Annotated in this window: 12 protein-coding genes; 10 read left to right on the top strand and 2 right to left on the bottom strand. The window is 62.0% G+C overall.

Annotated features, from left to right (window positions below; translation table 11 throughout):
- Nucleotides 1-10 precede the first annotated feature (10 nt).
- The 9 genes from pilW to F8N82_RS20260 all read left to right on the top strand — a co-directional run bounded on the left by pilW (nucleotide 11) and on the right by F8N82_RS20260 (nucleotide 9,729).
- The gene (pilW, locus tag F8N82_RS20300) at nucleotides 11-769 is read left to right on the top strand and encodes a type IV pilus biogenesis/stability protein PilW (RefSeq protein WP_038997018.1); all 759 of its coding nucleotides are present in this window, start codon (nucleotides 11-13) and stop codon (nucleotides 767-769) included.
- Nucleotides 769-1,794 (top strand): RodZ domain-containing protein, encoded by a 1,026-nt coding sequence (locus F8N82_RS20295; RefSeq protein ID WP_038997016.1) that lies wholly within the window; start codon nucleotides 769-771, stop codon nucleotides 1,792-1,794. Before pilW ends, F8N82_RS20295 begins: the two co-directional genes overlap by 1 nt.
- Before the next feature lie 3 nt (nucleotides 1,795-1,797).
- Complete coding sequence (ispG, locus tag F8N82_RS20290; protein ID WP_038997015.1) at nucleotides 1,798-2,907, top strand: flavodoxin-dependent (E)-4-hydroxy-3-methylbut-2-enyl-diphosphate synthase; 1,110 nt, start codon at nucleotides 1,798-1,800, stop codon at nucleotides 2,905-2,907.
- A gap of 28 nt (nucleotides 2,908-2,935) precedes the next feature.
- Nucleotides 2,936-4,225: a histidine--tRNA ligase gene (gene hisS, locus F8N82_RS20285; protein ID WP_038997013.1), complete on the top strand. Its 1,290-nt coding sequence runs from the start codon at nucleotides 2,936-2,938 to the stop codon at nucleotides 4,223-4,225.
- A 72-nt stretch (nucleotides 4,226-4,297) separates the two neighbouring features.
- Nucleotides 4,298-4,906, top strand: a complete 609-nt coding sequence (locus F8N82_RS20280) for a tetratricopeptide repeat protein (RefSeq protein ID WP_176470444.1) — start codon at nucleotides 4,298-4,300, stop codon at nucleotides 4,904-4,906.
- Nucleotides 4,899-6,050 carry an outer membrane protein assembly factor BamB gene (bamB, locus tag F8N82_RS20275; protein ID WP_038997010.1) on the top strand — a complete coding sequence of 384 codons (1,152 nt, stop codon included), beginning with the start codon at nucleotides 4,899-4,901 and terminating at the stop codon, nucleotides 6,048-6,050. The genes F8N82_RS20280 and bamB overlap by 8 nt, the downstream gene beginning before the upstream one ends.
- A 116-nt stretch (nucleotides 6,051-6,166) precedes the next feature.
- Entirely contained in the window at nucleotides 6,167-7,630 is a 1,464-nt protein-coding gene (gene der, locus F8N82_RS20270) for a ribosome biogenesis GTPase Der (protein WP_038997008.1), read from the top strand.
- A gap of 171 nt (nucleotides 7,631-7,801) precedes the next feature.
- On the top strand, nucleotides 7,802-8,950 hold the full coding sequence (locus tag F8N82_RS20265; protein ID WP_038997007.1) for a pyridoxal phosphate-dependent aminotransferase: 1,149 nt from the start codon (nucleotides 7,802-7,804) through the stop codon (nucleotides 8,948-8,950).
- A complete protein-coding gene (locus F8N82_RS20260) occupies nucleotides 8,938-9,729 on the top strand; it encodes an amidohydrolase (RefSeq protein ID WP_038997006.1) in 792 nt (263 codons plus the stop codon). The genes F8N82_RS20265 and F8N82_RS20260 overlap by 13 nt, the downstream gene beginning before the upstream one ends.
- Nucleotides 9,730-9,804: 75 nt before the next feature.
- Here F8N82_RS20260 and F8N82_RS20255 read toward each other — a convergent pair whose 3' ends face one another.
- Nucleotides 9,805-12,360 carry a PepSY domain-containing protein gene (locus F8N82_RS20255; protein ID WP_150776875.1) on the bottom strand — a complete coding sequence of 852 codons (2,556 nt, stop codon included), beginning with the start codon at nucleotides 12,358-12,360 and terminating at the stop codon, nucleotides 9,805-9,807.
- 104 nt (nucleotides 12,361-12,464) lie between these two features.
- Nucleotides 12,465-14,717, bottom strand: coding sequence for a TonB-dependent receptor (locus F8N82_RS20250; protein ID WP_038997003.1), 2,253 nt, complete (start codon nucleotides 14,715-14,717; stop codon nucleotides 12,465-12,467).
- A gap of 217 nt (nucleotides 14,718-14,934) precedes the next feature.
- Here F8N82_RS20250 and F8N82_RS20245 point away from each other — a divergent pair, with 217 nt between their 5' ends.
- Nucleotides 14,935-15,615, top strand: a complete 681-nt coding sequence (locus F8N82_RS20245; RefSeq protein ID WP_038997001.1) for a Fe2+-dependent dioxygenase — start codon at nucleotides 14,935-14,937, stop codon at nucleotides 15,613-15,615.
- Nucleotide 15,616: the final 1 nt, after the last annotated feature.

Here is a 15,616-nt window from a genome sequence, read left to right as displayed (position 1 = left end):
GAGGACCTCCATGAGCCTGCGCTTCGCGCTGTCGATCCTGGCGCTCGCCCTGCTTGCAGGTTGCGTGTCCGGCGGGAGTTCGGACGCGCTGGGCAGTCGTGAAGGTCGCGAGCAGGCGCGCCAGGCCTACGTGCAGTTGGGCTTGGGTTATTTGCAACAAGGTTTGACCGAGCAGGCCAAAGCACCGCTGAAAAAAGCCCTCGATCTCGATAGCCAGGATGCCGCAGCCAATGCGGCCCTGGCTTTGGTGTTTCAGGCCGAAGACGAGCCGGAACTGGCCGAGGCGCACTTTCGCAAGGCCCTGGCCAGCCGCCCGAACGACACCCGAATTCGCAACAATTACGGCAGTTTCCTTTATGCTCGTGGGCAATACGCCCAGGCGCAGCAGATGTTTGCCCAAGCGGCGGCCGATACCCTGTATCCTGAACGCTCCCGGGTGTTCGAGAATCTTGGCCTGACCGCGCTCAGGCTGGGACAGCGCGCCGAAGCGCAGGAATACCTGGTAAAAGCTTTGCGACTCAACCAGCAGCAGCCGCGCGCGTTGCTGGAAATGGCTGAGTTGTCTTACGAAGACAGGCATTATGTGCCGGCCCGTGACTACTACGATCGTTTCAGCCAGCTGAGCGACCACAGTGCCCGCAGCCTGCTGCTGGGCAGTCGCCTGGCCAGCGTCTTCGAAGAACGGAACAAGGCCAGCGAACTGGGCCTGCAATTACAACGACTTTATCCCGGTACGCCGGAATATCAGCAATACCTGTCGGAGCAATGATGAAAGCGGCGCATCCCGAAGCAGCAGCAGCGACTCGCGAAAATCCCGGTGAAATCCTGCGTCAGGCCCGCGAGAGCAGGGACTGGTCCCAGGCCGAAGTGGCCCGCAAGCTCAACCTCACCGTGAGTTCCCTGAACAATCTTGAAGCCGGCGCCTTCGACAAGCTGCCGGGGCATACCTTTGCCCGTGGCTACATCCGTGCCTATGCCAAGCTGCTGGACATGGATCAGGCCACCCTGGTGCAGGCCTTCGACCGGTGCACCGGCACCCACGCGCAGGGTAGCGACGTGCACGCTCTGGGCCGCATCGAAGAGCCGGTGCGCCTGTCCCACAACATCCTGCGCATCGTCAGCCTGGTGCTGCTGGTGGTGGTGATCGGTGGCGGCTTCTTCTGGTGGCAGGACCAGACCAGCCTGCGTGGCAAGGACCTGGCCAACATGGCCCTGGAGCACGTCGAAGTCGAAAGCGCTGACGGCACCACCCAGATTCACCCGCTGGACGAGCCTGAAGACCAGGCCGTCAGCGCTGGCGAGCAAGCGCCAAGCACTGCCCTGAACCTTGAGCAGGCCCCGGCGCCCGCCGAGCAAGCGGCACCTGCACCGGCTGAGCAGGTACCGGCCAGCCCGGCTGGCGCACCAGTTGTTCCTGCTGCCAGCACTGCTGCAACGCCAGTGGCCCCGGTCGTTCCGGCTCCAGCGCCAGCCCCGGTGGCGCCAGTGGTCAACAGCGCGGTGGTTGCCGCAGCGCCAGCAGCACCTGCTGTTGCCGCTCCAGCCCCTGCCGGTAGCGGCCAGCTGCACATGCAATTCAACGCCGATTGCTGGACTTCGGTCACCGATGGCAACGGCAAGCTGCTGTTCAGCGCCATCAAGCGCAAGGGCGACAGCCTGGACCTGACCGGCAAGCCGCCGTTTTCGGTACGCCTGGGCTTTGCCCGCGGCGTGCAGGTCAGCTACAACGGCCAGCCTGTCGACGTTGCGCCGTTCACCAGTGGCGAGACCGCTCGCCTGAAGTTGGGACAATAAGTCATGCACGGCGAATCTCCGATCAAACGTCGCGAATCCCGGAAAATCTGGGTAGGTAATGTGCCTGTTGGCGGCGATGCTCCCATCGCGGTCCAGAGCATGACCAACACCGACACCAATGACGTGGCCGCGACCGTGGCGCAGATCAACCGCCTGATCGATGCGGGCGTGGACATCGTGCGCGTCTCGGTTCCGGACATGGATGCCGCCGAAGCCTTCGGCAAGATCAAGCAACAGGTCAGCGTACCGCTGGTCGCCGACATCCATTTCGACTACCGCATCGCCTTGCGCGTGGCCGAGCTGGGCGTTGACTGCCTGCGCATCAACCCGGGCAATATCGGTCGCGAAGACCGCGTCCGTGCGGTGGTCGATGCCGCTCGCGACCGCGGTATCCCGATCCGTATCGGCGTCAACGCCGGTTCCCTGGAAAAAGACCTGCAGAAAAAGTACGGCGAGCCGACCCCGGCGGCGCTGGTCGAATCGGCCATGCGTCACGTCGAGCACCTCGACCGCCTGGATTTCCAGGACTTCAAGGTCAGCGTCAAGGCCTCCGACGTGTTCATGGCCGTCGAAGCCTATCGCCTGCTGGCCAAGCAGATCATCCAGCCGCTGCACCTGGGCATCACCGAAGCCGGCGGCCTGCGCTCGGGTACGGTGAAATCCGCGGTGGGCCTCGGTATGCTGCTTGCCGACGGGATTGGCGATACTATTCGCATTTCGCTGGCCGCCGACCCGGTCGAAGAGGTCAAGGTCGGCTACGACATCCTCAAGTCCCTGCACCTGCGTTCGCGTGGCATCAACTTCATCGCCTGCCCGAGCTGCTCGCGGCAGAACTTCGATGTGGTCAAGACCATGAACGAGCTGGAAGGGCGCCTGGAAGACCTGCTGGTACCGCTGGACGTCGCCGTGATCGGTTGCGTGGTCAACGGTCCGGGCGAGGCCAAGGAAGCCCATGTGGGGCTCACCGGTGGCACGCCGAACCTGATCTACATCGACGGCAAGCCTGCGCAGAAGCTGACCAATGACAACCTGGTCGATGAGCTGGAAAAGCTCATCCGCCAGAAAGCGGCTGAAAAAGCCGAGGCCGACGCGGCGCTGATCGCCCGCGGCTGACTGACACAGAATTGTTAAGGGATTTTCCGTGAGCAAATCGCTGCAAGCCATTCGTGGCATGAACGACATCCTGCCCGAGCAGACGCCGCTGTGGCGTTATTTCGAGAACACCGTCGCCGGCCTGTTGGACACCTATGGCTATCGCCAGATCCGTACGCCGATCGTCGAGTTCACCGAGCTGTTCAAGCGCTCGATCGGCGAAGTCACCGACATCGTCGAAAAAGAGATGTACACCTTCGACGATCGTAACGGCGACTCCCTGACCCTGCGTCCGGAAGGCACCGCGGCCTGCGTGCGCGCTGTGCTCGAGCACGGCATCACCGGCAGCGGCCAGGTGCAGAAACTCTGGTACATCGGCCAGATGTTCCGTCACGAGCGCCCTCAAAAAGGCCGTTATCGCCAGTTCAACCAGATTGGTGTCGAAGTCTTCAACCTTGACGGCCCGGACATCGACGCCGAGTTGATCATGCTCACCTGGCGCCTCTGGGGCCTGCTGGGCATCCGTGACGCAGTCAAGCTCGAACTCAACAGCCTGGGCACCAGCGAAGCCCGTGCCCGCTACCGTGACGCGCTGGTCGAGTTCCTCTCGGCGCGCCTGGAGCAACTGGACGAAGACAGCCAGCGCCGCCTGAAAAGCAACCCGCTGCGCATCCTCGACAGCAAGGACGCCAATACCCAGGCGGTGCTGGTCGACGCGCCAAAGCTCGAAGACTACCTGGACGAAGAGTCCCGCGTGCACTTCGAAGGCCTGAAAGCACGCCTGGATGTCGCTGGCATTCCGTTCGTGATCAACACCAAGCTGGTGCGTGGCCTGGACTACTACAGCAAGACCGTTTTCGAATGGGTCACCGACAAGCTCGGCTCCCAGGGCACCGTGTGTGCCGGTGGCCGCTACGACGGCCTGGTCGAGCAGATGGGCGGCAAGCCGACCCCGGGCGTTGGTTTCGCCATGGGTATCGAGCGTCTGATCCTGCTGCTGGAAACCCTTGAGCAGGTGCCTGAGTCGATCAACCGTCAGGTTGACGTCTACCTGTGCGCCTTTGGCGAGCGGGCCGAGCTTGCCGGGCTGGCCCTGAGCGAGCGCCTGCGTGACCGTCTGCCGAACCTGCGCCTGCAGGTCAACGCCGGTGCTGGCAGCTTCAAGAGCCAGTTCAAGAAAGCCGACAAGAGCAACGCGCTGTTCGCCTTGATCCTGGGGGACGACGAGCTGGCGCAACAAGTGGTAGGTTTCAAACCCCTGCGCGGTCAGGGCGAACAACAAAACATTGCCTGGGATGCTCTGGCAGAGCACCTGGAAGCCTCGTTCGCGCAGGCGTGAGGCGAGTCAACAGCCGATTTGGTGAAAAGGAGTATTGGGGTGTCGAGTACCGATGATGAACAACTGGTCGCGATGAAGGACTGGTGGGACCGCAATGGCAAGCCGCTGGTAACCGGTGGCCTGCTGGCGCTGGTCGTGGTGTTCGGCTGGCAAGCCTGGCAGAAATACCAGACCAACCAGTCGCAAGGCGCCTCGAACCTTTACCAGGCCCTGCTGGAGACTACCCTGACGCCAAGCGGCGAGCCTGACGCGGCCAAGGTCGCCGAGCTGTCCGGCAAACTGAAGAACGAATTCGGCGGCTCGGCCTACGCCCAGTACGCCAGCCTGTTCGTGGCCAAGGTGGCGGTCGAGAGCGGCAAGCTCGATGACGCCGCTGCCGAGCTCAAGCTGGTAATGGACAAGCCGGCCGATGCGACCCTGGGCGAAATCGCCCGTCAGCGCCTGGCCCGTGTCCTGGCCGCGCAGAAGAAGGTCGACGAAGCGCTGAAGCTGCTTGAAGGCGATGCCGACAAGGCGTTCCTGGCCAGCCGCGAAGAGCTCAAGGGCGACCTGCTGGTGCAACTGGGCCGCGCTGGCGATGCCCATGCCGCTTACGAAAAAGCCAAGGCTGCGCTGTCTGACGACGCCGCGATCGGTGGCCTGCAACTCAAGCTCGACGACCTGGCCAAAGGGGATGCGTGACGTGATCGGTTGGAAACATGCAGCAGTGCTGACCCTGGCCCTTTTGGCCGTGGGTTGCAGCAGCAACAGCAAAAAGGAATTGCCACCGGCCGAACTCACCAAGTTCACCGAAGAAGTGGTCCTGAAGAAGCAGTGGAGCCGCTCGATCGGTGACGGTCAGGGCGAAACCTTCAACATGCTGGTCCCGGCGATCGAAAACGACCGCATCTACGCTGCCGATGTAACTGGCGTGGTGATGGCACTGGATCGCAGCAACGGCGACGTGGCCTGGAAGAAGGACCTCGAACTGCCGGTTTCCGGCGCCGTTGGCGTGGGTTACGGCATGGTCATGCTCGGTACCCTCAAGGGCGAAGTGATCGCCCTGGATGCCAGCACCGGTGAAGAACGCTGGCGCTCGCGCGTTACCAGTGAAGTGCTGGCGCCGCCAGCCACCAACGGTGACGTGGTAGTCGTGCAGACCCAGGACGACCGCGTGATTGGCCTGGACGCCAGCACCGGCGACCGTCGCTGGATCTACGAAAGCACCCCGGCGGTACTGACCCTGCGTGGTACCGGCGCACCGATCGTGACCAACCGTCTGGCCATTGCTGGTCTGTCGACCGGTAAGGTGGTTGCCCTCGACACCCAGAACGGCGTGCCGGTCTGGGAGCAGCGTGTGGCCATCCCGCAAGGTCGCTCGGAACTTGACCGGGTTGTGGATATCGACGGCGGCCTGCTGCTGTCCGGCGGTACCCTGTACGTTTCCAGCTACCAGGGCCGCGTTGCCGGCCTGGACCTGGAGAGCGGCCGGGTACTGTGGCAGCGTGATGCTTCCAGCTACACCGGTGTGGCCCAGGGCTTCGGTAACGTCTACGTGAGCCTGGCTTCGGGCACCGTGGAAGGCATCGACGAGCGCTCGTCCAGCGCCCTGTGGAGCAACGACTCGCTGGCACGCCGCCAGTTGTCGGCGCCGGAAGTGTTCTCCAGCTACGTAGCGGTGGGTGACCTGGAAGGCTACCTGCACCTGCTCAGCCAGGTCGATGGTCGTTTCGTCGGTCGTGAGCGTATCGACAGCGATGGCCTGCGCGCCCGTCCGCTGGTGGTGGGTGACACCATCTATGTGTACGGCAACAGCGGCAAGCTCGAGGCGCTGACCATCCGCTGAGGCTATGCTTGAGGCCATGCCGGCCTCGGGCTGCGGCACTTCGGGTGCCGCTCGAACTCCGGCCGCTGCAGTGCAGCGGCCTTTGTATTTTCTGAATTTATGAAGTGGAGAGCCGAATGGTTCCCGTAATCGCCCTGGTGGGCCGACCGAACGTCGGTAAATCCACCATGTTCAACCGCCTGACCAGGACTCGCGACGCTATCGTCGGCGACCTGTCCGGGCTGACCCGAGACCGCCAGTACGGTGAAGCGCGCTGGCAAGGCCGTTCGTACATCCTGATCGACACCGGTGGTATTTCCGGTGACGAACAAGGCATGGACGAGAAAATGGCCGAGCAGTCGCTGCTGGCCATCGAAGAAGCCGATGTGGTCTTGTTCCTGGTAGATGCCCGTGCCGGCCTGACCGCCGCCGACCAGATGATTTCCGAGCACCTGCGCAAGCGCAACAAACGCTCGTTCCTGGTCGCCAACAAGATCGACAACATCGATCCGCTGGCCGCCATCGCCGAATTCTCGCCACTGGGCATGGGTAACGCCATTGGTGTTGCCGGCGCCCAGGGCCGTGGCGTCAACAACCTGCTGGAAGCTGTGCTCAGCGACTTCCCGCGGGACAAGGACGAGGAAGAGATCGACACCGACGTCGCCGAAGGCGAGGAAGCGGTGCGCATCCCTGGCCCGAGCGAAAAAGACGGGATCAAGATCGCCATCATCGGCCGGCCGAACGTCGGCAAGTCGACCCTGGTCAACCGCATGCTCGGTGAAGAGCGGGTCATCGTCTACGACCAGCCCGGCACCACCCGCGACAGTATCTACATTCCCTTCGAGCGTAACGAAGAGAAGTACACCCTGATCGACACCGCCGGGGTGCGCAAGCGCGGCAAGATCCACGAAGAAGTCGAGAAGTTCTCCGTGGTCAAGACCCTGCAGGCGATCAAGGACGCCAACGTGGTGATCTTCGTCATGGATGCCCGCGAAGGCGTGGTCGACCATGACCTGAACCTGCTGGGCTTTGCCCTGGAAGCCGGTCGCGCCATCGTCATCGCCCTGAATAAGTGGGATGGCATGCAGCCGGGCGAGCGCGACTACGTGAAGACCGAGCTGGAACGCCGGCTGTTCTTCGTCGATTTCGCCGACATCCACTTCATTTCGGCGCTGCACGGCACTGGCGTGGGCAACCTGTACCAGTCGGTGCAGAACTCGTTCAAGTCGGCTGTCACCCGCTGGCCGACCAGCCGCCTGACCCAGATCCTCGAAGACGCGGTCAGCGAGCACCAGCCGCCGATGGTCAACAGCCGTCGGATCAAGCTGCGCTATGCCCACCTGGGTGGTGCCAACCCGCCGATCATCGTGATCCACGGCAACCAGGTCGAGAAGGTACCCAAGTCCTACTCGCGCTACCTGGAAAACACCTACCGCCGCGTACTCAAGCTGGTCGGTACGCCGATCCGTATCGAGTACAAGGGCAGTGACAACCCGTACGAAGGCAACAAGAACACCTTGACCGACCGCCAGGTCAACAAGAAGCGTCGCTTGATGTCGCACCACAAGAAAGCCGAGAAGAAGCGTAAAGACAAACGCTAACAAGGCTTGATGGCCTGATCGCAGGCAAGCCCAATCCCACCCGGTGGGAGCGGGCTTGCCCCGCGATTGGCCTGCGACCGTTACAACCTTTTTCCTGACCGATCAATCCGCTATGCTCGGTCACAGACCGCGCCGCCTCGAGCCGGATAGTGCTGCAGGAAAGAGGGCTCCATGATCAGTAGCAAGTTGCCGAACGTCGGCACGACCATCTTTACCACCATGTCCCAGCTCGCCGCGCAAACCGGCGCCTTGAACCTGTCCCAGGGTTTCCCCGATTTCAACGGCCCGCAAGAACTGCTCGATGCGGTCGGCCGGCATGTCAGTGCCGGGCACAACCAGTACAGCCCCATGACCGGCTTGCCAGCCTTGCGCCAGCAGGTGGCGAACAAGATCGCCCGCAGCTATGGCGTCAGCGTCGATGCCGAGCATGAAGTCACTATCACTCCCGGTGCCACCGAGGCGATCTTCTGTGCTATCCACGCGGTGATCCGTGCAGGCGATGAGGTCATCGTCTTCGACCCCAGTTACGACAGCTATGAGCCTTCGGTGGAGTTGGCCGGTGGGCGCTGCGTGCATGTGCAACTGACTGATGGCGAGTTTGCCATCGACTGGCAGAAGCTCACCGATGCCCTCAGCCCGCGTACGCGGATGATCATCCTCAACTCGCCGCACAACCCCAGCGGCGCCTTGATCAGCCGCGATGACCTGGACAAGCTGGCGCTGCTGGTCGCCGACCGCGATATCTACCTGATCAGCGACGAAGTCTATGAGCACCTGGTGTTCGACGGCGTACAGCACGCCAGCGTCCTGGCCCATGAAGCGCTGTATCAGCGCGCTTTCGTGGTCAGCTCGTTCGGCAAGACCTACCACGTCACCGGCTGGAAAACCGGTTATGTGGTCGCGCCACCAGCCCTGAGCGCCGAGCTGCGCAAGGTCCACCAGTACGTCAACTTCTGCGGCGTAACGCCGCTGCAATGGGCACTGGCCGATTTCATGGCGGCCCACCCGGAGCATGTCGAAGAGCTGCCTGCTTTCTATCAGGCCAAACGCGACCTGTTTTGCGAATTGCTGACGTCGTCGCGTTTTCAGTTCAAACCCACGCCGGGGACTTATTTCCAGTTGGTGGACTATTCGCAGATTCGCCCGGACCTTAACGACGTCGACATGTCGCTGTGGCTGACCCGTGAACATGGTGTGGCGACTATCCCGGTGTCGGTGTTCTACCAGCAACCCATCCCCGAGCAGCGCCTGGTGCGCCTGTGCTTTGCCAAACGCGAGGAGACGCTGCGTCAGGCAGCGGAGAAGCTATGCGCGATCTGAGTGAACTGCCCAACCTGAAAGTGGCCCTAGTACAAACCAGCCTGGCCTGGCAGGACCGCCTGGCCAACTACGAACATTTCGAAGCCCTGCTGGAGCAGGCCCGTGGCGCCGACCTGATCATCCTCCCGGAGATGTTCACCACCGGTTTTTCCATGGACTCCGAAAGCCTGGCCGAGCCCGAGAACGGCCCGACCTACAAGTGGCTCAAGAGCCAGGCCAAGAAGCTTGATGCCGTGGTGACCGGCAGCGTGATCATCCAGGCCGCCGACGGCAGCCACCGCAACCGTCTGCTGTGGGCGCGGCCCGATGGCGAGATTCTGTTCTACGACAAGCGCCACCTGTTTCGCATGGCCGGCGAGCACAAGCATTACACCCCGGGCGAGCGCCAGGTGCAGTTCGAGCTCAAGGGCTGGCGGGTACGGCCGTTGATCTGCTACGACCTGCGCTTCCCGGTGTGGAGCCGCGATGCCCAGGACACCGACCTGCTGCTGTACACCGCCAACTGGCCAGCGGCGCGCCGCCAGCACTGGAACCGGCTGTTGCCGGCGCGGGGTATCGAGAACCTGTGTTATGTGGCGGCAGTGAACCGCGTGGGCACTGACGGCAAGGGCTTTGCCTATACCGGTGACAGCCAGGTGCTGGACTTCCAGGGCGAGAGCCTGCTCAGCGCAGGAGAGGCGGACGGGGTGTTTACCGTGGTGCTGAGTGCGGCGGACCTTGCAGCCTATCGCACACGGTTCCCGGCCAATCTGGATGCTGATACCTTCGATCTGCATTGACCGCAATCGCTGGCAAACCCGTTCCCACACCAGACTTAATGGGAGCGGGCTTGACCCGCGATGAGGCCCTGAAGGCTAGTACACATCCCTCCGGTAACGCCCCAGCTCGATCAGCCGCTCAACGTGCGCAGCCCCCAGTACCTCGTTCAGCACTTCATCGACGCCACTGGCCATGCCCTGCAAGCTGCCGCAGATATAGATCGAGGCACCCTGGTCCAGCCAGCGTCGAAGCTCCCCCGCCTGTTCGCGCAAACGGTCCTGCACATAGACCTTGTGGCTCTGATCGCGAGAAAAAGCCAGGTCCAGTCGCGCCAGATCACCGCTGCGCTGCCAGCCCTGCAGCTCATCGGCGCAGAGGAAGTCATAGGCCTGGTTGCGTTCGCCGAACAACAACCAGTTAGGCTGCTCACCGGCCACGATCCGGCCTTTGAGCAGGCTGCGCAGGCCGGCAAGCCCGGTGCCGTTGCCGATCAGGATCATCGGCGTTGCCGGCGCCGGCAGGTGGAAACCACTGTTGCGACGCAGGCGCAGGCTGACGCTGTTATCCATAGCGAGGTATTCGGTCAGCCAGCCTGAACCCAGGCCCAGGCTGCCATCGGGGTGGCGTTCCTGGCGCACGATCAGTTCCAGCACGCCATCGCTGGCGATCGAGGCAATCGAGTATTCCCGAGCAGCCAGCGGAATCAGCGCATCGACCAGGGCCTGGGCGTGGAGGCCGACCAGGTGCTCGCGGCTCTTGGGCAGTTGGCGGCTGGCCAGGGCTTGCAACAGGCTCTCCTGCAGGCCGTCGACCTGCACGAGCGTTTCGCCATCAAGGCCCAGGCCTTTCAGGAACAGCGCAAGGCTCTGGGAGCTATTGCGCGGGAGTATCTCCACCAGGTCTCCGGCTTCCCACTGTGCAGGTTGCTCAGGGGTGAGGCCGAGCAGATAGACTGCCGAGCCCTGGCTGCCCGGGTTCATCAGTTGGCGATTGACCAGGGTCCAGTTGCCGAACTCGGGGGCCTGCCAGGCCGCTGGCGGTGCGCTGCCGGTCAGTTGTGCCAGTTGTTGTTGCCAGTGTTGCAGTGCTGCCGGGTCGGCGCTGTCGACTTCCACCGGAGCGAATGCGCTAGTCGCACCGCGCTCGCCAAGCCAGGCCTGCAAGCGCCGGGCAAAACCGCAGAAGTGCGGGTACTGACGGTCGCCCAGGGCGAGCAGGGCATAGTTCAGGTTACCCAGCGCCCAAGGCTGGCCAAGCACCTTGCGCTCGAACCCGCGGGCGCTGTCGGGGGCTTCGCCGTCGCCGAAGGTACTGACCACGAACAGGGCTTTTTGCGCCTGGTTCAGGTCCTGCTCGGTGAGCTCGGCCAAGGGCCGTACTTGCACCGGCAAACCTGCAGCCTGCAGTTGCCCGGCGCTTTGCCAGGCCAGTTGCTCAGCAAAACCGCTCTGGCTGGCAAAGCCCACCAGCCAACCGCCATCCTGCTCATTCGAAGGCGCGAAATTGCCCCGTGCAGCGCGAACCTGGCGTTTTTTGCGGCGCCGGTCCAAGTACAACAGCCAGCCGGTGACGAAGAACAGCGGCATGGTCAAACTGGCGATGGTCACCACGATCCGCCCGGTCAGGCCGAAGTAGCTGCCCACATGCAGGGCATAGACACTGGCCAGCAACTGCGCCTTGAACGATTTGTCGGCGTAGCGATCGTTTTTCTTTACCTGTCCGCTGGCCGGGTCGATGCTCAGGGTGTTGAGCGCGCGTTCGTGTTCGGCGCCTTCAAGCAGATAGAAGATCATCGCCGGTTGCCCGCCAGCCGGCGGCAGGCGCAGGTTGTAGCTGGTCATGCCGGGGCCTGCGGCCGATTGCAGGCTGGCCCAGACCGCGTCGTAATCGACCACCAGGGGGGGGGCGTCTCTACCCGCAGCACCACCGGGGCGCCCGCCGCGGCCTTCACCACGCTTGTGTTGCTGGCCCGCGGCCGGGCTGCCGGCCAGCAGTTTGTTCAGGCCTTCGCGGTACCACTCATAGCTCCAGAACAAGCCGGTCAGGGCAAACAGCAGATAGAACAGCAGGCACCAGGTACCGGCCACGGCATGCAGGTCCCAGTTGAACGCACGACCTTTTTTGGCCCAGTCCAGAGTCAGCCAGGTCCGCCAGTTCAGCGCCTTGCGCGGCCAGCGCAGGTACAGCCCAGACAGGCAGAAGAAAATCAGCATCAAGGTACAGGCACCGGTGATCTGCCGGCCGGTATCGCCCATGGCCAGGAAGCGGTGCAGTTGCAGCATCAGGTCGAAAAAGCCCTGGCCGGCCACCTCGCCCTGCAGCTTGCCGGTGTAGGGGTCGGCATAGCGCAGCAAGCCGCGACGCTCGCCGGGAGGAGGGGTGAAGAATACCCGCGCGGCCCGGTCGCTACGCGGCTGGACCCAAAGCATGGCGACCTTGTCGCCCTGTTCGGCTTCGACCCTGCGCACCAGCTCCGGCATCGGCAGCACGCCTTCCTGGCGCACTTGGACGGTGAGCACGTCAGGATTGGACAATTCCAGCAGCTCATCCTGGAACGACCAGATGGCACCGGTAATGCCCATCAACGCCAGCACCAGGCCTGCGGTAATACCGAAGAACCAGTGCAGTTGAAACAGGGATTTCTTCAACACATCAATCACCTTGTCGTGTCGCAAATGCGAATGCGACGCACATTATGCCTTGATACACAAAAGCCCCGTTCACCTAAATGAACGGGGCTTGCTACACGCACGTATCAGAAGTGGAAGTTCGCACTCATCAGAGCAGTACGTCCGGGGGCAACGTGCGCATAGTGAGTTTGGAACACCTGATCGAAGTAACGTTTGTCTGTCAGGTTTTGCAGGTTCAGTTGCAGATCCACATTTTTGCTCAGGCGGTAGGTAGCCATTGCGTCGTACCGCCAGTACGAGGGCACCTCGACCGAGTTGGCTTCATCGCCGAAGCGCGAATCAACAAAGGTCGCGCCAGCACCAACGGTCAGCTGTGGCACGACATCGTAGGTCGACCAGAAGGTGAAGTTGTTCCGTGGGGTGCTCGGCATGTGGTTGCCTTTGTTGGCTGCGGTGGTGGTCTTGACGATCTCGCTTTCCATGTAGGTGTAGCCGCCGTAGACCTTCCACTTCTGGGTCAGGTTGCCAGAGTAGGTCAGTTCCAGGCCCTGGACGCGTTGCTCACCCTCGAGCACCTGGTAGGTCGCGTTGTCCGGGTCGGTGACCCGTGCATTGGTTTTGTCGGTGCGAAACAGCGCGGCGGTCAACGACAGGTTTTCGTCGAAGAAGTCCCACTTGGTGCCCAGTTCGTAGTTGCGATTGCGCTCCGGCTCAAGGTCGGCGTTGTTCAGCGCAAGTTCCAGCCCGCCGTTACCGCTGGTTTCACCCGTCGGGTTGCTGGACGTCGACCAGGCCGCATAGATACTGCCGTTTGCAGCAGGCTTGTAGACGATACCCAACTGATAGTTCCAAAGGTGGGCATTGTTCTCACGCGAGAAGCTACCTGCCGGAGCCCCGCGTCCGCCGGTGCTGTAACCGCTGGATTTGGTCTGGTAATCGTCATAACGCAGGCCCAGGTTAAGCGACCACTGATCATTGAGTGTCAGAGTGTCAAAGACGTAAGCAGCACTGGTTTTGGTATCGGTATCGGTAAATGCCGGGCTGTCCGTGATCGAGCCTGACCAGTTGTCGTCCGGCGATGGGTCGTAGAGGCTGGTGCAGTCGCCGGAGGCCAGCAGGGCAGGGTTGCAGGTAGTACCGGTGCCGGCATCCGACGTCACTACATAACCACGGTTGTGAGTATCGGCGTAGGTGAACTCAAGGCCTGTCACCAGGCGGTGTTCAATGAAGCCGGTGTTGAATTTGGCACTCAGGTCGGTCTGGTTGACCCAGCCCTTGGTGGTCGAGTTGCGGTTTTTGGTCGATCGATAGACTTGCCCATTGGCAACGTTGCCCTTGCTGTCGTCAGGGTTGGTGACGATGTAATCCAGCGTGGAGCGCGACATACGGAAACTGTTGGACAGGGTCAGGTTATCGTTGAGGTCGTGCTCGATGCTGATGGTGCCGCTGTCGTTGGTAGTCTTGCGGTAGTCACGCCCGTTCAAACCGTAGAAGTTGTCACGGCCAACATGTGCGGGTTTGTCGACATTGTATTTGCTGCGGTTTGCGCTGCGAGTCAGCGGTATTCCGTAGTCCGGCATGTCATCGGTGTTCAGGTGGTAGTAGCCAACGGTTACCCGGGTGTCGGTGCCCAGGCCGAAGGCAAAGGAGGGCGCCACACCCCAACGGCTGACATCCACATCGTCGCGGCCGGCGACATTGGCCTCATGCTTCATCAGGTTCAGGCGAAATGCCGATGTGTCGGTCAGTTGCTTGTTCACATCCAGGGTTGTGCGCTTGGTCTGGTCCGAACCCCAAGTGAAACCCCCGTTGTAGGCGTCACCGAGCTTGGCGGTTTTACTCACCAGGTTGAGGCTGCCACCTGTGGATCCTGCACCGGTGAAGGCAGAGCCTGGGCCTTTGCTCACTTCCACCGACTCAACGTTGAAAATCTCCCGGCTCTGCGAAGCAACGTCGCGCATGCCGTCGACGAAAACATCACTTTCGGCGTTGAAGCCGCGAATGATTGGGCGGTCACCTGCAGGGTTACCGCCTTCACCGGCGCCGAAGGTAATGCCCGGGGTGGTACGCAAGGCATCTACCAAGCTGGTTGCGCCAGTATCACGAATGACCTGCTGAGGAATGACAGTCACGCTCTTGGGCGTTTCACGCAGCGGGGCGGTGTATTTTTTCGAAGTCGCGCTGTCGGTTTTGTAACTGGTTTCGTCCTGGACGCCTTCAATACTGGTAGCGTCCAAGGAAATGACGTTGTCGTTGGCCGGGGCGGAATCTGCTGCGAGAGCCATTTGCGGCGCAGAAGTTGCCGTAATCGCGACACCAATGGCGCAGGTGAGCAAGCGTGGTGAACTGACAGCGGTTGGCACGTAGTGACGCGGCATTGTGGTCCCCTTCCCCAGGTTTTTAGGCCGCGAAATATAATGTAAACAAATATGAGTAACAATTGAGAAGGATTGCTATTCATGCTGAATTTACAATCTTTACAATTTGTTTCTGGCGGTTTTTTTCTGCTGAAACGTCCCACCCGCCGAAAGGGCTTGTAGAGAGTCAATGGGAATCAATACCATTGACGTCTTTTCGCCTTCAGGTGCCCGCGCCATGCTGCTACATATTTCCGGCCTGTTCTCCACCGAGGAGGTCCAACGCATTCGCGAGGCGCTGGAGCAAACCGAATGGGCCGACGGCAAGCTCACCGCGGGCTACCAGTCGGCCAAGGCCAAGCACAACCTGCAATTGCCCGAAGGCCACCCGCTGGCCAAGGAGATCGGCACGGCGCTGATCGAGCGCCTATGGCAGCATCCGCAGTTCATGTCGGCGGCGCTTCCACACAAGGTTTTCCCGCCGCTGATCAACTGCTACCGCGAGGGCGGCAATTTCGGCTTCCATATCGATAACGCCTTGCGCCAGCCCCGCGGCAGCCACGAGCGGGTGCGTACCGACCTGTCCTCGACGCTGTTCCTGAGCAACCCCGAGGACTACGACGGTGGCGAGCTGGTGATCCAGGACACCTTCGGCGTGCAGCAGGTGAAGCTGGCGGCGGGGGATCTGGTGTTGTACCCGGGTACCAGCCTGCACAAGGTCAACCCGGTGACCCGTGGTGCACGTTATGCGGCGTTCTTCTGGACTCAGAGTCTGGTGCGCGAAGACAGCCAGCGTGCGTTGCTGTTCGAGATGGACAATGCCATCCAGCAACTGGGCGCCGATGTGCCTGATCATCCGGCGCTGATCCAGCTGACCGGCACCTACCATAACCTGCTGCGCCGCTGGGTCGAGGTCTGAG

Source organism: Pseudomonas fluorescens, from assembly GCF_902497775.2.
Taxonomy (GTDB): Bacteria; Pseudomonadota; Gammaproteobacteria; order Pseudomonadales; family Pseudomonadaceae; genus Aquipseudomonas; species Aquipseudomonas putida_F.
Note: the sequence above shows the minus strand (reverse complement) of the source record. Positions and strands in the feature narration are given on the sequence as shown.